At 40.8% G+C, this 24,929-nt stretch carries 20 protein-coding genes and 1 riboswitch; of the genes, 5 read left to right on the top strand and 15 right to left on the bottom strand.

From position 1 onward, the window contains the following. Positions 1-45: 45 nt before the first annotated feature. A complete protein-coding gene (locus tag AC1M9L_RS08260) occupies positions 46-660 on the top strand; it encodes a riboflavin synthase subunit alpha (RefSeq protein WP_481591854.1) in 615 nt (204 codons plus the stop codon). Between the two features lie 44 nt (positions 661-704). Here the strand turns inward: AC1M9L_RS08260 and AC1M9L_RS08255 are convergent, their stop codons facing one another. Together AC1M9L_RS08255 and acs are read right to left on the bottom strand one after the other, a co-directional pair. Next, entirely contained in the window at positions 705-1,886 is a 1,182-nt protein-coding gene (locus AC1M9L_RS08255; RefSeq protein WP_481591853.1) for an acyl-CoA dehydrogenase family protein, read from the bottom strand. A 149-nt stretch (positions 1,887-2,035) separates the two neighbouring features. Continuing rightward, a complete protein-coding gene (gene acs, locus AC1M9L_RS08250) occupies positions 2,036-3,979 on the bottom strand; it encodes an acetate--CoA ligase (RefSeq protein WP_481591852.1) in 1,944 nt (647 codons plus the stop codon). Positions 3,980-4,432: 453 nt separating this feature from the next. On the opposite strand from acs, the gene AC1M9L_RS08245 reads away from it, so the two are divergent. Beyond that, positions 4,433-5,416, top strand: coding sequence for a mechanosensitive ion channel family protein (locus tag AC1M9L_RS08245; RefSeq protein WP_481586863.1), 984 nt, complete (start codon positions 4,433-4,435; stop codon positions 5,414-5,416). Here AC1M9L_RS08245 and AC1M9L_RS08240 read toward each other — a convergent pair. The 5 genes from AC1M9L_RS08240 to prfB form a co-directional block, all read right to left on the bottom strand. Further along, the gene (locus AC1M9L_RS08240; RefSeq protein WP_481586864.1) at positions 5,390-6,103 is read right to left on the bottom strand and encodes a 16S rRNA (uracil(1498)-N(3))-methyltransferase; all 714 of its coding nucleotides are present in this window, start codon (positions 6,101-6,103) and stop codon (positions 5,390-5,392) included. The two genes, AC1M9L_RS08245 and AC1M9L_RS08240, sit on opposite strands and share 27 nt — an antisense overlap. 11 nt (positions 6,104-6,114) lie before the next feature. After that, complete coding sequence (locus tag AC1M9L_RS08235; RefSeq protein ID WP_481586865.1) at positions 6,115-7,395, bottom strand: 3-deoxy-D-manno-octulosonic acid transferase; 1,281 nt, start codon at positions 7,393-7,395, stop codon at positions 6,115-6,117. Between the two features lie 98 nt (positions 7,396-7,493). Next, on the bottom strand, positions 7,494-8,558 hold the full coding sequence (locus AC1M9L_RS08230; protein ID WP_481590148.1) for an alkene reductase: 1,065 nt from the start codon (positions 8,556-8,558) through the stop codon (positions 7,494-7,496). A 26-nt stretch (positions 8,559-8,584) separates the two neighbouring features. Next, the gene (locus AC1M9L_RS08225; protein WP_035265803.1) at positions 8,585-8,887 is read right to left on the bottom strand and encodes an ArsR/SmtB family transcription factor; all 303 of its coding nucleotides are present in this window, start codon (positions 8,885-8,887) and stop codon (positions 8,585-8,587) included. Between the two features lie 216 nt (positions 8,888-9,103). Continuing rightward, positions 9,104-10,199, bottom strand: a protein-coding gene (gene prfB / locus AC1M9L_RS08220; protein ID WP_481591851.1) for a peptide chain release factor 2 whose coding sequence is annotated in 2 segments (ribosomal slippage) — positions 9,104-10,126 and positions 10,128-10,199 — 1,095 coding nt in all. Because the reading frame shifts where the segments join, the coding sequence is not laid out codon by codon here. A gap of 177 nt (positions 10,200-10,376) precedes the next feature. On the opposite strand from prfB, the gene AC1M9L_RS08215 reads away from it, so the two are divergent. The 3 genes from AC1M9L_RS08215 to AC1M9L_RS08205 all read left to right on the top strand — a co-directional run bounded on the left by AC1M9L_RS08215 (position 10,377) and on the right by AC1M9L_RS08205 (position 13,235). Next, positions 10,377-11,228, top strand: coding sequence for a putative porin (locus tag AC1M9L_RS08215; RefSeq protein ID WP_481591850.1), 852 nt, complete (start codon positions 10,377-10,379; stop codon positions 11,226-11,228). A 289-nt stretch (positions 11,229-11,517) separates the two neighbouring features. Next, positions 11,518-12,300 (top strand): putative porin, encoded by a 783-nt coding sequence (locus AC1M9L_RS08210; protein ID WP_035265806.1) that lies wholly within the window; start codon positions 11,518-11,520, stop codon positions 12,298-12,300. Between the two features lie 173 nt (positions 12,301-12,473). After that, complete coding sequence (locus tag AC1M9L_RS08205) at positions 12,474-13,235, top strand: putative porin (protein WP_481591849.1); 762 nt, start codon at positions 12,474-12,476, stop codon at positions 13,233-13,235. Between the two features lie 38 nt (positions 13,236-13,273). Here AC1M9L_RS08205 and recJ read toward each other — a convergent pair whose 3' ends face one another. From recJ to aceE, 8 genes are all read right to left on the bottom strand, one after another. Then, the gene (gene recJ, locus AC1M9L_RS08200) at positions 13,274-14,977 is read right to left on the bottom strand and encodes a single-stranded-DNA-specific exonuclease RecJ (RefSeq protein ID WP_481591848.1); all 1,704 of its coding nucleotides are present in this window, start codon (positions 14,975-14,977) and stop codon (positions 13,274-13,276) included. Next, the gene (pdxH, locus tag AC1M9L_RS08195) at positions 14,978-15,634 is read right to left on the bottom strand and encodes a pyridoxamine 5'-phosphate oxidase (RefSeq protein ID WP_481586870.1); all 657 of its coding nucleotides are present in this window, start codon (positions 15,632-15,634) and stop codon (positions 14,978-14,980) included. It lies immediately after the preceding gene. A 14-nt stretch (positions 15,635-15,648) separates the two neighbouring features. Further along, positions 15,649-16,983, bottom strand: a complete 1,335-nt coding sequence (glmM, locus tag AC1M9L_RS08190; protein WP_481586871.1) for a phosphoglucosamine mutase — start codon at positions 16,981-16,983, stop codon at positions 15,649-15,651. A 125-nt stretch (positions 16,984-17,108) separates the two neighbouring features. Then, the gene (gene guaB, locus AC1M9L_RS08185; RefSeq protein WP_035265814.1) at positions 17,109-18,575 is read right to left on the bottom strand and encodes an IMP dehydrogenase; all 1,467 of its coding nucleotides are present in this window, start codon (positions 18,573-18,575) and stop codon (positions 17,109-17,111) included. 177 nt (positions 18,576-18,752) lie between these two features. Beyond that, positions 18,753-19,118, bottom strand: coding sequence for a YkgJ family cysteine cluster protein (locus AC1M9L_RS08180; protein ID WP_179999146.1), 366 nt, complete (start codon positions 19,116-19,118; stop codon positions 18,753-18,755). A 215-nt stretch (positions 19,119-19,333) separates the two neighbouring features. Further along, complete coding sequence (locus AC1M9L_RS08175) at positions 19,334-19,909, bottom strand: TMEM165/GDT1 family protein (RefSeq protein ID WP_035265818.1); 576 nt, start codon at positions 19,907-19,909, stop codon at positions 19,334-19,336. Positions 19,910-19,984: 75 nt separating this feature from the next. Continuing rightward, positions 19,985-20,127: riboswitch (yybP-ykoY riboswitch) on the bottom strand. Positions 20,128-20,215: 88 nt separating this feature from the next. Continuing rightward, positions 20,216-22,198: a 2-oxo acid dehydrogenase subunit E2 gene (locus AC1M9L_RS08170; protein WP_481591847.1), complete on the bottom strand. Its 1,983-nt coding sequence runs from the start codon at positions 22,196-22,198 to the stop codon at positions 20,216-20,218. 2 nt (positions 22,199-22,200) lie between these two features. Next, positions 22,201-24,903 (bottom strand): pyruvate dehydrogenase (acetyl-transferring), homodimeric type, encoded by a 2,703-nt coding sequence (gene aceE / locus AC1M9L_RS08165; RefSeq protein WP_092766512.1) that lies wholly within the window; start codon positions 24,901-24,903, stop codon positions 22,201-22,203. Between the last annotated feature and the right edge of the window lie 26 nt (positions 24,904-24,929).

Below are 24,929 nucleotides of genomic sequence, written 5' to 3'. Positions count from 1 at the left end.
TAGGATTAAAAGCAATTAAGGTTTATTTTTAGGCAAAGGTTTATTATGTATACAGGTATCGTGCAAGGGTTAGAAAAAGTATTAGATATACAGCATAAAGAGGGATATCGGACTTTTGTTATTTCTAATGCGCTCAATCTTTTTCATGATGTATTTATCGGCGCCAGTGTTGCGATTAATGGTGTTTGCTTAACCGCTACACAAATTGATCTGATCGCTGGTCAAGTGCATTTTGATGTTTCAAATCTAACACTTGAATTAACCACTTTAGGTCAACTCAACGTCGGTGATGAGGTCAATATTGAACGCTCCGCTAAAGTAGGTGCTGAGAATGGTGGGCATAATTTATATGGTCATATTGAAGGCACTGCAACCGTAAAGCATTTAAGCAAAAATGGTGAAACGTTTCATATCGACCTTAAAATTCCAAATGGCAATATCAAATATTTCTTCTTAAAGGGCTTTATCGGTTTAAATGGCTGCAGTTTGACAGTCAATCGAGTTGATCGTGCAAACAATCAAATCTCAATCGATCTTATTCCAGAAACTTTACGCTTAACCACATGGAAATATGTTCAAGTCGGCGATCAAGTCAATTACGAAATTGATCAGATGACACGTACGCTTGTCGATACTTTAGAAAATATTCATCAAAAATAAATAAAAGCCTCTACGATAGAGGCTTTTTTCATAATCAATTCGATCTAAGAGTAGAAACTCGGATCTGGAACTTTTCCAGTTAATGCCCACTCTCCGACTTCCTGATATTTATAATCAATTGGATCATGCAGGGTTTGGGTTCGTACATTACGCCAGAATCGATCTAAATTCAGTTTTGCAGTAGACGCGCGTGCACCCATCACTTGAAAAATATTTTGTGTCACATAAAGTGAAGTATGAGTCGCTGCAATTTTGGCGGTGGCGATTGCAATTGAGACTTCACCACGTTGCTCCGCAGTTAATGTTTCCCCTTCATCCCACGCCTTTTGTAATGTATTGATCGCTTTTTCCGCGAGCAAGCGCACACCTTCAAGTTGCACATAAAATTCGGCGAAATGCTTCTGGGTAAATGGATCATTCACCGCTTGTTCAACCAGTGATTTCGACCAAGCTTTTTGTGTTTGAACTGTCTCTTTCGCAACATTGAACGCTCCCTCAGCAACACCTAAAAATAAATGCACGAAAATCAGTTGAGCAATTAGCGGTCTCAAACTTGAATAAGGTGTACTTAAAGGACCGGGATTGAGGAGTAATTCATCCTTGCGAATTTTGACCTGTTCAAAATGACTGGTACCACTATCCGTTTGACGTTGCCCCATATTATTCCAATCCCCAAGAAAGCTCACGCCCTCTCGTGCTGTTGGAATCACGCCAATCAGTAACTTTCCATCTTCATTAAATCCCGAACAGAGCAAGATATCTGAATCAATTGATCCAGAACAAAAACTTTTATCACCATGGAAGATAAATTCTTCATCAGAAACTTGTTTCGCGGTTGTTCTACGATCTAATGGATTTAACGTATTTCCCCAAAATAAGTTGTGTTTGGCAGTTTGTCTAAACCAATCTCCATATTGAGCTGGCTGTGCAAAAAGTTGTACCGTCGCAATAAGCAAATGATGAAAGCCATATACATGCGCAAGTGAACTATCAACTTGAGCAATGGTTTGAATAGTTTTAAAAATCGTGCTCCAAGTTGCACCTTGCCCACCAAATTCTTTTGGAATAGATAAAGACAACAAACCACTTTGTCGAATTAGATCTCGCTGAGCCTTTGGGTTTCCACCTTGTTTATCTCGTTCTGCTGCGGTTTTCGCAAACTCAGATGCAAGTATTTGCGCAGTCTCAAGTGGCGTTTCAGGATTAAAATTTAGGGGAGAATTCATTGTTATATTCCGTATCGCATCTGCTGATAAGCTTAGCAGATCAACATGATTTGACTTATCACAATGCCTGCTTTTCTTATCACTGAACTAAAAATACCGCTAGTTGAACTAACGGTATTTAAAACATGACTTCGTCTGTTTAATCGGGATTACTGCTGTGATTTCACTTCAGCAATTAATTGATCCACGACCTGTGGATCTGCCAAAGTTGAGGTATCGCCCAAACTATCTAGCTCATTAGCGGCAATTTTTCTCAAAATTCGGCGCATAATCTTGCCTGAACGTGTTTTGGGTAATGCTGGCGCCCAATAAATTGCATCTGGTGTAGCCACAGGTCCTAAAACTTTTCTTACCCAACCTACCAGCTCTTTCCTGAGTTCTTCTGACTCTGGCGTATCTGCCTGTAAAGTTACATAGGCTGCAATCCCTTGACCTTTGATGTCATGTGGCATACCCACAACGGCTGCTTCTGCAACATGTTCATGTGCAACCAATGCACTTTCAATCTCTGCAGTCCCCAAGCGGTGTCCCGAAACGTTCAGAACATCATCCACTCGCCCCGTAATCCAGTAATAACCATCTTTATCACGGCGTGCACCATCTCCCGTGAAATAATTCCCTGGATAAGTTGAGAAATATGCCTCGATAAAACGATCTGGATCACCCCAAATGGTACGCATTTGTCCTGGCCAAGAATCTTTGATCACCAAATTACCTTCAGCCTCTCCTTCTAGCTCTTTACCATCAGCATCAACCAAAGCAGGTTGTACACCAAAGAATGGGCGTGTTGCAGAACCAGGTTTAAGTGCAGTTGCGCCCGGTAAAGGCGAAATCATGAAGCCACCTGTTTCAGTTTGCCACCATGTATCTACAATTGGACAACGACTTTCACCAACTACGGTGTAGTACCAGTTCCAAGCTTCAGGATTAATTGGCTCACCGACGGAGCCCAACAAGCGTAAGCTACTACGGTCACTTTCACGGATAAATGCATCACCTTCACGCATCATCGCTCGGATCGCCGTTGGTGCCGTATATAAAATTGTGACGTTGTGCTTATCTACAATATGTCCAGTGCGTGCCCAAGTTGGGTATTGTGGAACACCCTCAAACATCAATGTTGTCGTCCCATTTGAAAGTGGACCATACAACACATAAGAATGACCAGTAATCCAACCGACATCAGCGGTACACCAGAAAATATCATCTTGTTTTAAATCAAATACTTCCCTAAAGGTAAAGTTCGCGTAAGTCAGATAACCGCCTGTAGTATGTAGCACACCTTTAGGTTTACCCGTTGAGCCTGAAGTATATAAAATAAACAGCGGATCCTCTGAATTCATTGGTTCAGGTGGACAGATATCTGTGACTGTCATGATTTCCATGTGATACCACAGGTCACGACCTTCATGCATTGTGATTGGGTTACCAGTACGATGCACCACAATGACATTTTGTACAGAGCTCGTCCCTTCAAGCTCCATCGCTGCATCAACGTTTTCTTTCAGTGGAATTGGCTTACCACCCCGCATGCCCGAGTCTGCTGTAATGATGACTTTTGCTTGGCTATCATCAATACGACTTGCTAAAGAATCTGGTGAAAAACCTCCAAACACCACGCAATGTACCGCACCAATACGTGTACATGCCAACATCGCAATGGCTGCTTCAGGGACCATTGGCATATACAGAACAACACGGTCGCCTTTGATCACGCCATGCTTCTTGAGAACATTGGCAAAACGACAAACTTCATCGTGTAATTCTTCAAATGAAATAATTTTATGGCGTGATGGATGATCACCTTCCCAAATAATCGCAGGTTTATGTGGGTGTTCTTTTAAATGTCGATCGAGACAGTTTTCACTGACATTTAATTGGCCATCTGCAAACCATTCAACTTTGTAATTCTCTTTATCAAAGTTGGTATTTTTGACTTGTGTAAAAGGCTTAATCCAGTCTAGTTTCTTGGCTGCTTCGGTCCAAAATGCTTCGGGGTTTTCAATAGATGCTTTATACCGCTCGAAATATTGCTCTTCATTGGTTCGTGCAGTTTTTTTAAAAACTTCGGGTACTGGATATATTTCATTCATAATTCGCATCCTTGATTTATGTTTCTCATCTCGAGAGTTGTCTTGATCATACTGATCATTTTTTGTCTTATATCTTGAGTATGACTATACTTTAAAATTTCAAACAATCATGCTTTGGTCGTAGACTGAGCATTCATTTATTTCAAAAGTTATCCGTATCTTCTTGCCAATTGAACAACCTAAAATATCTAACAATCAATGATCCGAATCATTGCTGATCATCATTCATAAGCAAGTAAAATCTGTCGTTGTCAAAAAACTCCATTTTTTTATCAATAAATACCATTTCGATTTTTTTGTTGGACAAGGTGCTGAATGTTTATAAAAACATGCAATTTTTTTGTTATTTTCAGTTTATTCAATGAATAAAAATGACGATAAAACCTGCGAACGTGATTTTTATTCACTGTATTTTCAGGCAAAATGTAAACATTCAATACATTTGGAACACTCGTGGCTGAACAACAAAATTCTTTGAGTCAGGTGGCTCAAGGTACGACTCAACTTCTACAAGATGCAAGTGAGAAAACGGCTCAAACCGTCATTGCACATACTGCGAAATACAATGATGCATATACCACCATTGATAAAATCATGGATGGCTTTTGGGAACGAATCCCTTATATCTGTATTGCTTTGATTGTATTTACCTTATTTTGGTTGTTGTCTAAGCTGTTCAAATTATTTGTCAGAAAAGCACTTTCAGAGCGTTCATATACCAAACAAAATTTAGTGCTCGTCCTCAACCGCGTCGGTAGCTCTTTTATTATTTTCTTTGGCTTCTTAATTGCGATGGTTATTGCAATTCCAGGGTTTACACCTGGACAGCTGATGAGTGCACTGGGGATCGGATCTGTCGCAATTGGTTTTGCATTTAAAGATATTTTTCAAAACCTGCTCTCTGGTATCTTAATTCTACTCGGTGAACCCTTCAAAATTGGCGACGATATCATTGTGAATGGTTTAGAGGGGACCGTTGAAGATATTCAAATTCGTGCAACCTACTTACGTTCACCTGATGGTCGCCGTATCGTCATTCCCAACGCAACGGTTTATACCAATGCAGTTACTGTTAATACGGCATATCCACGTCGTCGTTGTGAATTCGTGGTCGGTATTGGTTACGAAGATGATGTTCAAAAAGCGAAAGATATTATTTTGAGTATTTTAGACCGGGATCAACAAATCCTCAGTCAACCTGCATTTAGCGTGAATGTCTCTGCCTTAGCTGATTTCTCAATCAACCTCACTGTACGTTGGTGGGTGAATACGGGTGAAACTGCGACATCTACATCTATTAGTTTAGTTCAAGAAAAAGTGATTCAAGCTTTTGCTGAACATGAAATCTCGATTCCATATCCAGTTCAAGAGGTTAAAGTCTATCGCGGAGATTCTTCACAAGAAGATGAATCACCACGTGCTAAACAGACGACCTAACACATAAGGAATCACCGTCTCAGTACGAATAATTCGGTTGCCTAAGCTGACAGCTTGGCAGCCGTTTTTTATGAGTAAATCAATCTCATAAGGAATATAACCACCTTCAGGCCCAATCAATATCGTACACGGGTGCTCAATCGCATGAGGCATACTGTGGGTTGCATAAGGATGTGCTACATAAGCTGGTCGTTCAACGGAAATCATTTGAGGAAGAACATCTTCCACAAAAGGTTTAAAGCGTTTATACATTTCGATTTCAGGTGGAAATGTATCACCCGCTTGTTCTAAGCCCAGTTGAACATAGTGATCAATTTGTTGTAAAAATGGTGTTTGCCAATAGCTTTTATCGACCCGATAGCTGTGCAGCAAAATGATTTTTTCTACGCCTAAAGTTACAGCATCTTGAATCAATCGTCTCAATACTTTCGGTCTAGGCATAGCAACGATTAACGTTACAGGTAATTTCTTCGGTACAGGCTCTTCATAAAGTGGCTGAATTAAGATTTTCCTTTCAGAAATTTCTATGACCTCAGCTGTATATCGACCAGCACCTCTAATACCAACCTTTAAAGTATCTCCAATTTTAATATCAAGTTGATGCTTCAGATGCTCAATTTGGCGTGCAGATTGAATCGTCCAGAGGTCATCCTGTGCTGATGCAGGATCAAGCAATACAATATTCATATACTTAAAAACTAAAGGTATTGATTCAGGACATGAATATGTTTTTGCAATGACCCTGTATTCCGTTGCATGATCTTTTGAGCCTGATTTTGTACTGCTAAAATCGTTTCATCCTGAGATAAGCACTGAATAAGATGATTCACCACCTCTTCCGTAGTTTGACCGATTAGAATCCCTTTTTCTTCCACAAATTCATCGACAATGGTTTGAAAGTTAAAGTAGTTCGGTCCAATCACAGTCGGGACATTGAGTGATATTGGCTCTAAGATATTATGCCCACCGCCAGGTTCATTTAATGATCCACCCACAAAACTTGCTTGGCTCAATGCATACCAAATCCACATTTCACCCATACTATCAGCAAGATAAACTTGTGTATCAGCCTCAATGATTTCACCTAAACTACGTCGATGCATTTTTAACTCATGACTTTGAATGGCTTGTGCAACTTCATCAAAACGTTCTGGATGACGCGGTACAATAATCAGCAAGACGGCAGGATGATCATTTAAATAATCTTTAAACTTAGATAACAGATTTTTCTCTTCAGGATGATGTGTGCTTGCAATCGTAATAATTTGGCGTGCTTGCAAATCCCAATCTTGATGAATTTGTTGCGCTTTCAATAGCATTTCTTCGGGCGCATGAATATCAAACTTAATACTACCCACTGTTTGACTATGCGCTGTAGCAGCACCTAAAGCCCTAAATCGATTCAGTGAAGCTTCATCTTGAGCCAAAAGTTGAGTCAGACCGCTGAGCATAGGCTGAGTAATACTTGGTACTTTGGCGTATCCTTTTGCTGACTTTTTAGATAAACGTGCGTTCACCAAAAAAGTGGGTATTTTACTAATTTTCGCCTGATCAATTAAATTGGGCCATAGTTCTGTTTCAACCAAAACCAACATTTTGGGTTGATATTTTTTAAAAAAAGCACTGACTAATTTTTTTTGATCTGCAGGTAAATATACTGCTTGAAAAAGATCTACATATGGTGCTTTTGCAAATAAGGATTTAGCTCGTGCCTGACCTGTTTTGGTGGTATTCGAAACCAACACAGCATACCCAAGCTTTAAATAATGTTCTATCAGAGGTTGTGCAGCATTGGTTTCTCCAACTGAAACCACATGAAACCATATCGCATTAAGATTTTTTGGAGATTGAAACGGACCGAAGCGCTCTAAGCACTCTTGATGAAATTGCTCAATATTGTCTGCTCGCTTTTTTATACGCCATTTATAAATTGGCTTTAGTAAAGCCAATGCTGCGTTATACCAAAATGGAGTTGTCAAAACGTAAGACCTCGAGCATTCTTAAAAAAATAGGGCATGACCACGAAGTTGAGATCATACCCTGCGAATTTTTTCGGTTCAAATACTTATCTTAAATTTCAATTTCCTTGTAAAAAAGGATAATCGATATAGCCCTCAGCCACATTCGTCCCGATCATATTTTCTAACTTTAATTCATTCAAAGGAGCATTCTGTACCAAACGCTCATATAAATCAGGATTGGCGATATAATCTTTACCAAAAGACACTGCATCAGCTTGACCTGAAGTGAGAAGTTGTAAAGCATCCTCTCGACTTAAACGCATATTGGCAATAAAAGGAATACCTTGTCCACGCGCTTTTAATTCTTGACTAATACTGTCTTCTGCCAAATATTCACGTGTAAAGAAAAATGCAATGTTTCTTTGACCGAGTTGTTCTAACACATAACCAAAAGTTTCACGTGGATCATCATCACCCATATCGTGTTCATCACCACGAGGAGCTAAATGTACACCTACTCGACCAGCACCCCAAACTTCAATTAGCTCATCCACGACTTCTAACAAGAAACGCGCACGATTTTCCACCGAGCCACCATATTCATCTTCACGCTGATTGGTTTTCGATTGCAAGAATTGATCAATTAAATAACCATTCGCCGCATGCAATTCCACACCATCAAATCCTGCCTCTTTAGCACGAATTGCTGCTTGTTTATATTGCGCTGTAATCGCATGAATTTCAGAAATTTCTAATGGACGTGGCAAGACATAAGGACGTTTCGGACGCAACAAACTGACATATCCGGCTTGTTGAACAGCACTCGCCGAAACGGGTATATCACCCTTCAGTAAATCTGGATGTGACACACGTCCAACATGCCAAAGCTGAGCGACAATTAAGCCATTTTTTTCATGAACAGCTTGGGTTACTTTCTTCCACCCTTCCACTTGAGCATCAGTGAATAATCCTGGCGTATTTGAATAACCATTCGCCTCCTCAGAAATTACGGTCGCTTCTGAGATAATTAATCCACTACTTGCCCGTTGCGCATAATACTCAGCCATCATTTCTGTTGGTACACGATCATCTGTCGCACGACTACGCGTTAAAGGTGCCATAACCACGCGATTTTTGAGCTTTAATTCACCAAAGACTACTGGGCTACTAAAATCAGTCATTCATTTATCCTCTTCACTCATTATCGTTAGAGTGATTGTTGAAGGTGTTCTGCAAAACTTTTTATCAGTGCTTCATTACGAGAAAAATAAGACCATTGACCATGCTTAGTAACATGAACCAAACCTGCTTGTTGTAAAACAGATAAATGATTAGACATGGTTGACTGAGATACATCTGCAATTTTTTCAATCTGTCCTGCACATACGCCACGACTAAAATCTTGCACACACTCATCTTGTGGAATAAAGCGCTCTGGATCTTTTAAACATTGTAAAATTTGGCGGCGTATCGGGTTCGATAAGGCTTTAAAAATTGCTTCAGTATCCATCTCATTTCACTCAAGTTAATGATCTGCACTGTGCTGAACTCATTATATCGATTTTTATAGATATTAATATCGAATTATTACGATATTTAACAAATCGAGTTTATGAATGACTGTGCCGAATAATTCTGATTCTAACATTGAACTGATTTAATCTAGCAAGCTTCGTGCTAGAACAAAAAAAAGCAGGGCTTTTGCCCTGCTTTTTTTTAAAAATGATTAAAGCCCTTGTTTCAAACTAGCTTCAATAAATTTATCAAGATCACCATCTAACACGGCACCCGTGTTTGAGTTTTCAACGCCAGTACGTAAGTCCTTAATACGTGAATCATCCAACACATAAGATCGAATTTGGCTCCCCCACCCAATATCCGATTTAGAATCTTCTAGTGCTTGAGCTGCTTCATTACGCTTATTCATTTCCAATTCGTACAATTTAGCACGAAGCTGTTTCCAAGCATGATCACGGTTAGCATGTTGTGAACGCTGGTTCTGACAAGCCACCACAATTCCAGTTGGTGCATGGGTTAAACGCACTGCAGAATCTGTTTTGTTAATGTGCTGACCACCTGCACCTGAAGCGCGGTATGTATCCGTACGGACATCTGCTGGATTGATCTCAATTTCAATGTTGTCATCAATTTCTGGAGACACAAAAACCGCTGAGAATGAAGTGTGACGACGGTTGCCTGAGTCAAAAGGTGATTTACGGACTAAGCGATGTACACCTGATTCAGTACGTAACCAACCATAAGCATATTCGCCTTCTACACGAATAGTTGCCGATTTAATCCCAGCCACATCACCGTCAGATTCTTCCATTAACTCAGCTTTAAAGCCATGACGCTCAATCCAACGTAAGTACATACGTAATAGCATAGATGCCCAATCTTGAGCTTCAGTACCACCTGACCCCGCTTGAATTTCGACATAGCAAGGATTTGGATCCATTGGATTACTAAACATACGTCTGAATTCAAGTTTAGCCAGTTCAGCCTCAGCTGAATCAAGTTCTGCTTGAACATCTGCAAGCATTTCTTCTTCATCCGCTTCTACAGCAAGATCAAGCATCGCTTGTGCATCATCAAGTTGTGTTGCTAAACCATCTAAAACATTTAAAACGTTTTCGAGCTCACCTTTTTCTTTTGCCATCGCTTGAGCACGATTTTGATCATTCCAAATTGCTGGATCTTCAAGTTCGCGGAGAACCTCCTCTAAACGCTCTTTCTTTAGATCGTAGTCAAAGATACCCCCGTAGTGTTTGACCACGTTCGTTCAAGTCTTTCAGCTGGAGAAGATAAGGATTAATTTCCACGGTGTAGATCCTAAATATGTCTATATCAAAATTGGCAATATTTTAACACAGCCAAGTAAAACTTGAGAGTTTGCTTTTTTATTCAATATTCTCTTGACCGTTGTTTAGTTATTATTAACAATACATTTAATTATTAAAAAATACTTACTTTATTTTTACAACAATAAGCAGAGACTTATGAAAATGAACAAAACCTATTTGGCTTTGGCCATCCTCCCTTTGACAACTTCAGCTATGGCCTACCAAGCTCAAATTGATGCTGGATATACCTATTTTGACCATGATAGTCTCAAGGTTGATTATCACGGTGTATTTGAAACAGAAGGTACTTATTACTTCAAAGCAGTTGATACTGAAAATAAACCACTTGATGAGGCTGCATTTCTTGGCCACCATAATCGCGTTTCAGCGAAATATAGTTTTCAGCATATTAAAGACGATAAAGTGTATATAAATGAAATAGTTGCACAAAGCAAACAAGAGCTGCACGGCTATTCAATAGGGGGAGAATATTATATTGATCAACTGTACTTCACAGGTGAGGTCGGTCGTCAACATTATAAAGTGGAGTCACGCTCAAGCTCACTAAACGGTTCATCTCATGCTAAGCAGCGTTTCGATATAACCACCTATAGAGCTCTCGTTGGTTATACTCCTATTCAAAATTTACTGATAGCAGTAGGTATTAATGCTTATAAAGGTGAAGGCTTTGATGAAAATGCTTTTGCTTTAAAAGCCAAATATGTCACCCCATTAGGCCAAAATGGTCAATATTTCAATTTAGAATTGGATGGTAGTTTTGGACATGATATTGATTCGATTACATTTGGTGGGGATTATTATTTAACTCAACGCTTAAGCCTAGGTAGTGCTTATACGCGAGATACGAATAGCACTAGTAAAATTCATAAAGACGAATACCAATTACGTGGCAAATACTTTATCAATAATAACCTCTCTCTTGGGAGTATTTTAAGATTCAGTGATGATGAAGATAAGTTTAATATAAACGGAACATATCGATTCTAATTCCATTCAACATGGGGAAGTAGCAGTTCCAAAACTGCTACTTTCGTTCAAATTGCATACAATTCATATTCAAAAGCAACATAAAATGACTAAAACACCTTATCTTTCACATGAATTAACATGTTTTTTTATTTTTTAAAATCAATAACTTAAATTTTTATTTTTACATAAAAATTACACAAGATACATTACTGTTACTTTTGCTTGATTGATCCTTCATGATTTTCCCCTACACTGAACTTGTAACAAAAAATGTATTAACAACTAACTCTATTGAGGGGAAGTATCCATGAAAAAATTAGCAATCGCGTCTGCACTTCTTTCTGCTTTAGCTGTAACTGGAACTGCAAATGCATATCAAGCTGAAGTAGGTGCTTCTGCAGGTCTTATCGATCCTGATAATGGTAGTACAAGTGGTTCATTTGGTGTTGATGGTACTTATTATTTCCAACCAGTTCAAACACGCAATGCTCCACTAGCTGAAGCTGCATTCCTTGATCGTGCAAGTAATGTAAATGCGAAATACCAATACAGCGAAGTTGGTGATGATGAAAGACATCAATACGGCGTAGGTGTTGAATACTTCGTACCTAATTCTGATTTTTATGTAAGCGGTAATGTTGGTCGTGATGATCGTAAATTTGATATTGGACCTGATTTTGATGAGACAGTTTATGGTGCTGAAGTAGGTTATTTGCCTGCACCTGGCTTATTAATTGCAGCAGGTCTTAAGGGTTACGATAACGACTATGATGATGGTGTTGACCCAACATTACGTGCTAAATATGTAACTACATTGTCTAACGGTAAAGATATCAACTTAGAAGCTGGCGCTGCATTCGGTGACCTTGATGAATATAATCTAGCTGCTGATTACTTCATCGATAAAACTTTAAGTGTTGGTGTGGATTACTATAGTAAAGATACTGGTCCTGCAGATACAAACGAGTTTGGTGTAAGCGCACGTAAATTCTTCACACCTCAAGTAAGCTTAGAAGGTCGTGTAGGTTTCGGTGAACTTGCAAATAATGATTACAACAAGTTCGGTTTAGCTGCTAAATATCGCTTCTAATATCTTAATTAAAATTTAGTGTTTCTTAAAAGCCCATCTTAATGATGGGCTTTTTTTGTGCAAAATCCCGATGGAATGTCATTTTTTGTGCATTGACTCATCCCCTTTTGTTCTTACAATAGAAATCAGCTGTCACAAAACAGTCATATTTCTATAACAAAGAGAGTCAATATATGTTTAAAAAAATTACACTTGCGACTGCACTTATTGCAAGCTTAGGAACTGCACATGCGTATCAAGCTGAAGTTGGGGCTACAGCCAAATTGATCGATCCTGATAATGGTAGCAATTCTGCAGGTTTTGCGCTTGATGGCACATATTATTTTAATCCTGTTCAAATCAAGAACTCTCCATTGAACGAAGCTGCATTTTTAAATCGTTCGAGCAACGTGAATGCAAAAGTATCTTATGACGACTTTGATGTAGTCGAATACTGGAATTATGGTGTTGGAATTGAATACTTTGTTCCAAATACTGATTTCTATCTAAATGCCAATCTTTCTCAGGAAACTCAAAAAATACCTAACACCACTGATAATGATGTCACAAACTATAAAATTGAAGCTGGTTATTTCTTAGCACCATCTTTATTGGTCGCAGCTGGTTTACGTGGTTGGGATGATGACAACGATGATGGTATTGACCCTACTATTCGAGCAAAATATGTCACTCAAATTGGCACAAATGATGTGAATTTAGAGGCTGGAGCTGCATTTGGTGATCTAGACGAGTTCTCGTTAAGAGGCGATTATTATATTGATAAATCACTCAGCGTGGGTGTTGACTATTTCAATCAAGATTTCAATGGCGGATCTTTTGATGAGTTTGGTGTAAATGCTAAAAAATTCTTCAATCAGCAAATAAGTGTCGAAGGACGAATTGGTTTTGCAGATGACGGCAATACTTTTGCTGTACGTGGTGCATACCGCTTCTGATCTTTGAGTGCTAAAAACCGCTCTGATGAGCGGTTTTTTTATTGATGCATATGTACAATGCGCATTTGTAAACTGGTATTACCATTAAAGGTATTTTTATCCAGCTCATAGACCAAGCGAATTTCATTGAGCATCGGATCAAACTGATATTTATCTGCTGCGTTAAAGGCGATTGCCTCTACCACTTGACCATTTTCTAAAGCTACACGCAGTTTCAAGTGCACATCCTTAAGCCAGCGATAATCCAAAATTTTAAATACTCCCTCGAATACAGGCGCAGGAAACTTTTGCCCCCAAGGACTTAAATTTTGTAATACGTCCACCGTTTCAATTTGGAAAGCTGAAGCTGGCAACTCCCCATCCGTCCATAAGGTTGCAGTAAACAGACTTTCATCTTGACTGGCAATCAACTGCTCAAATACCTGCTTAAACTCAGCAAAATGTTCTTTTTTAATGGTTAGACCTGCAGCTGCAGCATGCCCACCAAAGTGACTGACAATATGTGGATATTTCTCAGCCACACGCTCAATCGCATCCCGAATATGAATTCCCTCAATTGAACGCGCTGAACCTTTGATATGAATGTCATCTTCATCACGGGCAAAAACGATACTCGGACGATGGAACTGCTCTTTTAAGCGTCCTGCCACAATTCCAATCACGCCTTGATGCCAATGTGGCTCAAACATAATTAACGCTGCAGGTATTGCATCCTTATCTAGCTGAATTTGATCTAATGCAGTCAATGCTTCTTGTTTAATCTTACCTTCTACCTGACGACGTTCCACATTGAGTTGATTCAGCTGTTCCGCTAAAGGATATGCTGTAGCCAAGTCGGATGCTAAGAGACATTCGATGCCAATGTCCATGGTTTCCATACGCCCTGCCGCATTAATTCGCGGTCCAATCACAAAACCTAAGTCTTGCGCTGTCAGTCCTGCAGGATCACGTTTGGCAATATCTAATAAGGCTGAAATCCCAGGGCGACATAATCCTTGTTGAATCCGCTTTAGACCACTGTCGATTAAGATTCGGTTGTTATAATCCAAACTGGCAACATCGGCATAGGTCCCAAGCGCAACCAAATCCAAATAGTTAGTCATTTGTGCAAAAGACTTGCCCATTTTTTTACGATGACTGGATAGGTTCGCCAACACATAAAAGGCAACTCCTACTCCTGCCAAAGCTTTACTTGGAAACTCACAACCGAGTTGATTCGGATTCACCACTGCCTCAGCCATAGGCGTTGGCTTGGTTGTGAGATGGTGATCGGTAATAATTACTTGCATCCCATGATCTTGAGCTTGCTTAACTCCATCATGACTTGAAATGCCATTGTCGACCGTAATCAACAAATCAGGCGTAAAGTTGGCAAACGCAAGATCTGCAATAGCAGGTGTCAAACCATAGCCATACTTAAAGCGATCAGGGACTAAATAATCAACATCTGCCCCCATGTCACGTAGTGCAAGCATCATCAGTGCTGTACTGGTCGCACCGTCAGCATCATAGTCACCGACAATCACAATTTTTTTGTGTTGATCAATGGCTTGGTCGATCAACTGAATTGCAGCATCTAACCCCTTCATAGTTGGCGCTAATAAGTATTTTAATTTCAGTTCTAGTTCTTGTTCAGATTCAACGCCTCGACGTGCCAAAATTTCGGCAATAAATGAAGGCACGCCCTGAAAATTTTCAGGGCGTGTTAAAAATGGACGTTGCTTGATTTCAAATTTTGGCATTTATGGCATCAATCGTTGTAATTTCCACGCACCGTCGATTTTTTCATAACACAAACGGTCGTGCAAACGGTTTGGGCGACCTTGCCAGAACTCATAATAATCTGGCTCTATACGGTAACCACCCCAGAAGTCAGGCTTATCTAAAGTTTGTTGATCTGCCACACGCTCATGCAAATCATTAAAGCGTTGCTGTAGCTCGTCACGGCTCGCAATCACACCACTTTGTGGGGTACTAATATGCGCTGCAATTTGACTATCACGCGGACGCTTATGGTAATAATCAGCGGATTCTTGTTCCGAAATTTTTACCACTCGACCTGAAATGCGAATTTGGCGTTCTTGTTCTGCCCAATAAAACAGAATTTGCGCATAAGGATTGGCTACTAAGTCGAGTCCTTTTTGGCTGTCATAATTGGTATAGAACGCATAACCATTTTCATCCGCACCTCGAAGTAATACGGTACGTACGTGCGGTCGACCATCGGCATTTGCCGTAGCCAATGACATGGCATACGGTTCGTGAAGCTGAGCTTCTAACGCATGGTTAAACCACAATAGAAACTGTTCATGTGGATCAGCATTCACTTGATCCTCATGTAATTCGCCTTTTTGATAATTTAGGCGCAGTTCACTGAGATCTTTAATCAAATCACTCATGAGTCAATCCCCGATTAAGCTGCTGCATTAGCACGTACAGCATCTGCCAAAGCATGTGCCAGTGCAGTCACTTCTTGAAGATTATCACCTTCAACCATCACACGAATTACAGGTTCAGTCCCTGACTTACGAATCAGTAATCGACCACGACCTTTAAGTTGCGCTTCGGCTTTGGCAAATTCTGCAGCCAATGCAGGTACTGAGTATGGATCAAACATTGCATCTAAACGGACATTTACAAGCACGTTTGGCAGTAATTTAAAGTCAGCAACCAACTCATGCAATGCTTTCTTCTGTTCAACCATGACAGTTAAGACTTGTAGGGCTGCAATAATCGCATCACCTGTGGTGCTCTTGTCTAGAGTTAAAATGTGACCTGAAGGTTCACCACCAATAACCCAACCGTTTTCCTCTAAACCTTGCAATACATAACGGTCACCAACTTTGGCACGTAGCAGTGGAACTTCTGCTTTTTCAAGTGCTAATTCAAGTGCCATATTGCTCATGAGCGTACCGACAATACCGGCTGGTTTATTGGCACTTTGTGTCGCCAAGATATATAGAATATGATCGCCATCAATCAGCTTTCCATTCTGATCCACTAGAATGACACGATCTGCATCGCCATCAAATGCAATACCCAAATCTGCTTGGTGATCAACTACAGCAGCTTGCAAACTCTCAGGATGAGTTGAGCCACAGCCTTGGTTAATATTCAAACCATTCGGTTCATTATGAATCGCAATCACTTTGGCACCGAGCTCACGGAATACCGCAGGACCCACGTTATATGCTGCTCCATTGGCACAGTCGACGACAATTTTTAAATTGTTTAAATCGTAATGGTATGGGAACGTTGATTTACAAAATTCAATATAACGACCTGGAGCATCATCAACACGCACACTTTTTCCTAGACTCGCAATATCATCAATGACAATATCTTTCTCGAGTTCAGCATTAATCTCATCTTGAAACTCGTCTGGTAATTTTTTTCCTTCTGAAGAAAAAAACTTAATGCCATTATCATGATAAGGGTTATGTGAAGCTGAGATGACAATCCCTAAACTGGCATGCAAAGCACGAGTTAAATGAGCAATGGCAGGCGTAGGTAATGGACCCAATAAATGCACATAAACACCAGCTGCGTTTAAACCCGATTGTAAAGCAGCTTCTAAAATATAACCTGATAAACGAGGATCTTTGCCCATCACCACAATCGGTTTATTTCTTTTTGTTCTACGCTTAAGTACTTTACCCGCAGCAAACCCTAATTTGAGTGCAAACTCAGGTGTGATTGGAAATACACCGAATTTCCCACGAATACCATCAGTACCAAAATAACTCATTCATTCTCTCACTTCTTAGCGGGTGATTAACATCATCCTTTTTCAATGCGCACCACTTTACACCAAAATAAAAAAACCGTCATTTACATGACGGTTTTTTTTAAAAATTGTTTTATAACAGGCAATTAACCAACACGGTAATTCGGTGCTTCTTTAGTAATGGTCACATCGTGAACGTGTGATTCAGACATACCCGCAGACGTGATTTTCACGAATTTCGCATTTTGACGAAGATCTTCAATCACTGCAGAGCCTGTATAACCCATAGATGAACGTAAACCACCCATCATTTGATGCACGATGTTGCCCATTGGCCCTTTGTAAGGTACGCGGCCTTCAATACCTTCTGGAACCAACTTCTCAGCACCTGCTTTAGAGTCTTGGAAATAACGATCCGCAGAACCTGTTGCACCCGCCATTGCACCCAATGAACCCATTCCTCGGTAAGCTTTGTAATAACGACCTTGGAAGAATTCAACTTCGCCTGGTGCTTCTTCAGTACCAGCAAGTAAAGAACCCACCATAATCGTACTTGCACCTGCACCGATCGCTTTTGCCATATCACCTGAGAAGCGGATACCACCGTCTGCGATCAATGGAATTTGATCTTTCAGTGCGTTAGCAACAGAATCGATCGCCGAAATTTGTGGCATACCAATACCTGCAACAATACGAGTCGTACAGATTGAACCAGGACCGATACCTACTTTCACAGCATCTGCGCCTGCATCAAGTAAAGCCAATGCAGCATCGCCAGTCGCAATGTTACCGCCAATGACTTGAACTTGTGGGTAGTTGGCTTTAACCCAACGTACGCGCTCGATAACACCAGCAGAGTGACCATGTGCAGTATCGACTACAATCACGTCAACACCCGCATCAACCAATGCTTCAACACGGCTTGGAGTTTCTACACCTGTACCAACTGCAGCACCCACACGTAAACGACCTAAGTCATCTTTACAGCTATTTGGATAAAGCTCAGCCTTATTAAAATCTGTTACAGTGATTAAACCTTTTAGTTCGTTGTTTTCGCCAACAACAATCACTTTCTCAATGCGATTTTTTTGGAGAAGTGCCTGAATGTTTTCTTTCGATTCACCTTCGCGAACGGTGACCAAACGATCTTGACCAGTCATGATGTTGCTTACTGGCTGTTCAAGATTAGTTTCAAAGCGTGTATCACGACCTGTCACAATACCAACTACTTTGCCATCTTTCACCACTGGCACACCGCTGATATTGTTCGCTTGCGTAATTGCGATTAACTCACGCACAGTCGTTTCAGGGGTTACTGTAATTGGATCTTTCACCATGCCTGCTTCGAATTTTTTCACACGGCGTACTTCAGCAGCTTGCGCTGCAATATCCATATTTTTATGAAGGATACCAATACCGCCATTTTGTGCCATTGCAATTGCCATACGGGATTCAGTCACCGTATCCATTGCTGCAGACACAAGAGGGATATTCAAATTAATGCCGCGAGTTAAACGTGTCTTTAGAGAGACATCTTTTGGGAGAACAGTAGAGTAGGCAGGGAGTAATAGGACATCATCAAAAGTTAACGCGTCTTGAACGATGGTCAACATAACAGTCTCACTGGTAATTTCCGTGCGCCATTATATACAAATTTTAAGGTAAATTTCATTTCTTATTATCGACAATTTTATGAAATTTACCCATCACCCCTATTTTTATGCAATTTACTATCCGAGAAAATCATAATAAGAGCATATAAAACAGAAGCATATTTTAAATCATTCAAATTAACTGACCTGATCGTAATCGTCATCATTCGACGATGGAACAATTTCAATATCAATTAATGGGATCAGATGATGGGCTTGTCGAGCTTTGGCACATTGCGCATCTCCGGCTTGGACCTCTCTACACGATGAACTGCGAACCGTATAGATCGAGCAAGAGACCTGCTTCCCTATTTCTCCTTCTAGAGCAACGCATCGCGGGTTAGTTTGATTCGTCCCCACCATACAAGCATATACAGGGTTAATATCCTCAACCATCTCGGTAGGGATGTTCATCGCTTCCGCACCATAAAATGAAACACGGAAATAGGCACAACAAGCACCACAACTTAAACACGCATCCTGTGCAGAAATCTGAGAGAGCATTTTTAAATCTCTTAAAAATAATTTTTTAGTGACGAAATCCTAAAAAAACTTAATTTCAAAAACAAGATTTATTTTTATTATATTTATTTACTAATCAATAACTTCCATTAAAAAAATGCACCATTATGAATCACTTTCATGGTGCATTATTTCAATACTATTTATAAATAAACTAAATCTTTTGAAGATTCAGATCTTTATGCGTATACAACCATTTATAAACAATAATGTTGCACTAAAGTGCCCACACCTATGACAAGGAAAATTATTGCGCCAATTTTGTGAATCAAGGAAATAGGTAATCGATTCGCCAATTTATCACCAATAAATACTGCCGGCGCATTAGCGATCATCATACCTAATGTCGTTCCAGCCATCACCCACCAGATACTGTCAAAACGTGCAGCAAGTGCCACTGTCGCAATCTGCGTTTTGTCGCCAATTTCAGCCAAGAAAAATAAAATAAATGTCGCTCCAAAAACGCCAAATTTTTGCCATTTTTGAATACTTCCTGACTCATCCTCTAGTTCATCAGGGACCAGCATCCAAGCAGCCATAGCAATAAATCCTATTGCTAGAATCCACATGAGGATCTCGGGACTTAAAATTGTTGTAACCCATTGTCCTAGAGCAGCGGAAACTCCATGATTGACAATTGTCGCTAACAAAATAGCAATTAAGATTGGAACGGGTTTACGAAAGCGTGCAGCAAGAAGTAAAGCTAACAATTGGGTTTTATCACCCATTTCAGCTAGTGCGACGATACCTGTAGACAGAAGGAATTCATACATGATGTCTTTCTCTGGCTAGCATAACAAATACCAATGACCCACCATCCCTGCTAGCCAAAAATCCGCAGAATGGTAAATCAAAGGTCTTGCCAACAAAAGAAAGCTCAAATAGAGCTCATTTGGTTCTTTGCTATGATGACCATGCTCGTTTTAGAGCAAATATGTTGACCATCACCTGTTCTATTGCAGAACAGCGGCTACTCCCCAATGAAGTTTATCCATTATAAGCCTGGCTTTTTGTTTTTACAAATAAAAACCCCACCGAAGTGAGGTTTTGATTCTGCAGACAAAATACGTTAAAAATATTTAGATGAGCAATGTACGAATATCTTTAAGCAGCTTCGTCAGTTTATTGGTAAAGCGAGCAGCATCAGCACCATTAATGACACGATGGTCATAAGACAATGACAATGGAAGCATTAAACGTGGATCAAAACCTTGTCCATTCCACACAGGTTGCATCGTTGCAGGTGAAATACCCAAGATTGCCACTTGCGGCCAGTTGACAAGCGGAGTGAATGCCGTACCACCAATTGCGCCTAGGCTTGAAATCGTGAAGTTGGCACCTTGCAGATCTTTCGGTGACAATTTCTTATCACGTGCTTTTTGACCCAACTCACCGAGTTCAACTGCGATTTGCTTAATTGATTTTTGATCTGGATTACGTAGCACAGGCACTGTTAAACCATCTGGTGTAGCAACAGCAATGCCCATATGGATTTCTTTACGCAGTAATACGGTTTTGCCATCATCAGACAAGTGACCTGCAAACTCACGTTCTTCTTTTAGCAAATGCGCTACAGCCTTGATGATGAATGCCATAATGGTCAGGCTAATGCCTTCTTTCTTAAAGTTGCCTTTAAGCTCATTACGCCATGCTTCAAGCTCCGTAATATCTGCCGCATCGAATTGGGTCACTTGCGGGATATAATTGTTCAATGACAACTGTGGAATAGACACTTGCTGTAAACGTGTTAACGCTTTTTCTTCTACACCACCAAAGGCGTCAAAACTTGGTAATTTAGGCAATCCTGCTGGTGCAGCAACTGTCGGTGCAGCAGTTACAGGTGCTGGTGCAGTTAAACGTGTTTTCACATACGCAAAGATGTCTTCTTTCATTAAGCGTGCATGTGGACCAGAAGCTTTGACTTCTGCCAACACAACACCAAGCTCACGCGCCAACTTACGTACCGCAGGACCAGCATATACTTTGGCGTTTGCTGCATTTTGCTCTTTGGTCAGTTTATCTGCTGAAGGGGCTGCTGTTTGTACAGTAGCAACCGCTGCTTGCGCAGGGGCAGCTTTTGGTGCTTCCGCTTTTGTAGTCACTGGTGCTGATACAGGGGCTTCTGTAACTGGGGTTGCTTGACCTTCAGCTTCAATCGTGACTAAAGCCACACCTTCAGACACATTTTGACCCAATTCAATATGAATTGCGGTAATCACACCTGTGGTGGTACTTGGTACTTCAACAGTCGCTTTATCTGATTCAACCACAATGATGCTTTGGTCTTTTTCAACCTTATCACCAACAGCCACTAAAATTTCAGCTACAGCAGCTTTGTCTACACCTAAGTCAGGGACAGCGATCTCAACTTTACCTGCTGGCGCTGAAGCAACTGTCTCTTTTGTTGATTCTGCAGGTGGTGCCTCTGCAGATGGAACAGTCGTCGGTGTAGTTTCTGCAGCAGCTTGCGCCGCGGTTGATGCTGAAGCTGCTGTTTTCACTTTCAGAATCACAACACCCTCTTTCACTGTATTACCGACTGAAATTTCAATCGATTCAACTGTACCCGCAACAGCACTTGGAACTTCAACTGTCGCTTTGTCAGACTCAACGACAATGATACTTTGATCGGCATCAATTTCGTCGCCAACCGCAACCAAGATCTCACCCACAGTGGCTTTTTCAACACCAATGTCTGGTACTTGAACATCAACAGTTTCAGACGCCGTTGATGCTGCTTCAGGCGCTTCCGCTTGAGATTGGTCTACAGGTTCTGCGTGAGCTTGTGCTTTCGATTCTTCAACTTGTGCTGTAGGTGCTTCAGATGACGTTTGCCCCTCCGCTTCAAGCTCTACCAAAACCGCACCTTCAGCAACTTCGTCACCAAGGCTCACCAAAATACTTTTCACCACACCTGCTGAAGTGCTTGGCACTTCAACAGATGCTTTGTCAGACTCCAACAAAACAATGCTGTCATCGACACTAATCGTATCACCCACTTTGACCAAAATTTCAGCCACTGTAGCTTTATCTACACCAATATCAGGAGTCGTAATTTGCATGCTTAGTTCTCCTCTTTGTAGTCAGCTACAGCGTGAAGTTCAGGCGTTGTTTGAGGTGCCCAAGCGACTGGACGGTCAGTATCTAATTCAAAGCTAGAAATCGCATCTTTAACTAGACGCGCATCTACTTCACCCTCGTCAGCAAGTTTCTTCAGTGTCGCAACAACAATATGTGCAGCATCTACACCAAAGTAGCTACGAAGTTTTGCACGTGTATCTGAGCGACCATAACCGTCTGTACCTAATGCTACAAATGGACGGTTATCTGGAAGGTAAGCGCGAATTTGCTCACTGTAAGCACGCATATGATCTGTTGCAGAAACGACGATACCTTTCGTACCACGCAACTGCTTCGACACCCATGCTTCTTTTACATCTTCAGTAAGTGGATGTAAACGATTATATTCTTCGCACGCCATACCATCACGCGCAAGCTCATTAAAGCTTGTTACGCTGTAGACATTCGAATGAATTTGATATTCATCACGTAAGATTTGAGCCGCTTTAATCACTTCACGCAGAATTACACCTGAACCTAAAAGCTGAACTGTGGCTTTTTCATCTTCCTCAAGTAAATACATACCACGTTTAATGCCTTCTTCAGCACCTTGTGGCATCGCTGGATGCTCATAGTTCTCATTCATTACAGTTAAGTAATAGAACACACGCTCCTGATCCACATACATGCGTTTTAGACCGTCATGTACAATCACCGCAAGTTCATATCCGAAACATGGATCATAAGAAATACAATTTGGAATCGTATTCGCAAGAATATGTGAGTGACCATCTTGATGCTGTAGACCTTCACCATTCAGCGTAGTACGACCAGCAGTTGCACCCAATAAGAAACCTTGCGCCTGTGCATCACCTGCCGCCCATGCAATATCACCAATACGTTGGAAGCCAAACATTGAGTAATACATGTACATCGGGATCATAGGAAGGTTATTGGTTGAATAACTTGTTCCTAAAGCAGCCCAAGCACTCATCGCACCTGCTTCATTGATCCCCTCTTGAAGCATATGACCATCTTTCGCTTCACGGTAATGCATCAACTGCTCTTGATCTTCAGGGGTATATTTTTGACCGTGCGCGGCATAAATGCCCAATTGACGGAACATCCCTTCTAAACCGAAAGTACGCGCCTCATCTGGAACAATTGGTACCACACGGTCTTTAATTGCTTTTTCTTTCAGTAGTGCAGAGATTAAACGTACCATCACCATGGTCGTTGATTGTTGCTTACCATTAGAACCAGCTAACACTGCATCAAATACAGACAACTCAGGAATCGCTAAAGATTCGCTCTCTTTACGACGTGCTGGTAAGTAACCACCTAATGCCTCACGGCGAGCCTTCATATACTTAATTTCAGGCGAGTTTTCACTTGGGCGATAAAATGGAACTTCTTCAAGTTGCTCATCGGTAAATGGCAAGTTGAAACGGTTACGTACATATTTAAGCGATTCAAGTTGCATTTTCTTGATTTGATGCGTTTTATTGACCGCTTCAATTTCTTCAGATAAGCCGTAACCTTTAACAGTTTTCGCGAGAATAACCGTTGGCTGACCTGTAGATTTCATGGCTTCTGCATAAGCAGCATATACTTTGTAAGGATCGTGACCGCCACGATTTAAATTATCGATATCTTCATCACTTAAGTGTTTAACTAACTCTTCAGCTTCAGGATATTTACCAAAGAAGTGCGCACGTGTATAAGCACCACCTTTCACTTGATAACGCTGATAATCACCATCTACAGCTTCTTCCATAATGGCTTTAAGCGCACCAGATTCATCTTTAGCAAGTAGTGGATCCCAATGACGACCCCATACTACTTTAATCACGCGCCAACCTGCACCACGGAATAAAGACTCAAGTTCTTGGATGATCTTACCATTACCACGAACTGGACCATCTAAACGTTGCAAGTTACAGTTTACAACCCAAACCAAGTTGTCTAACTTTTCACGACCTGCCAACGAGATTGCACCAGTACTTTCTGGCTCATCCATCTCACCATCGCCAAGATAAGCCCAAACCTTACGATCTTCTTCTTTAATCAAACCGCGGTTCATCAAGTACTTTTGAATATGTGCTTGATAAATGGACATGATTGGACCCAGACCCATCGATACCGTTGGGAACTGCCAATAGTCTGGCATTAAGTATGGATGTGGGTACGAAGGTAAACCAATACCATCAACTTCACGACGGAAATTGTTTAGATGCTCTTCAGTTAAACGACCTTCCAAGAATGAACGCGCATAAATCCCTGGTGCACAGTGACCTTGATAATAAATCATGTCACCGCCGAAGTTATCACTGTTCGCACGGAAGAAATGGTTAAAGCCAACATCATATAAAGTTGCAGAAGATGCAAAGCTGGCTAAGTGACCACCAAGATCGTCGCCTGTTTTATTGGCGCGAAGCACCATTGCTAAAGCATTCCAACGAATCAAAGCACGAATTCGGCGCTCCATATCTGGATCGCCAGGCATTGCAGGTTGCTCTTCTACTGAAATCGTATTTAAGTAAGGAGTATTTAGACGCTGAATGGGAACATGTTTCGCAATCGCACGTTGATACAGTTTTTCAAGAAGAAAGGCTGCTCTTTCCGTCCCCATATGCTGTAAAACAGAGTCAAAAGCGTCCTGCCACTCTTGGGTTTCTTGTGCGTCGGTATCACCGTAATACGCCATATTACACCTATATTCATGCCTATTTG

Source organism: Acinetobacter sp. ANC_7511 (assembly GCF_056779975.1).
This window is presented reverse-complemented; position numbering and strand designations above follow the sequence as displayed.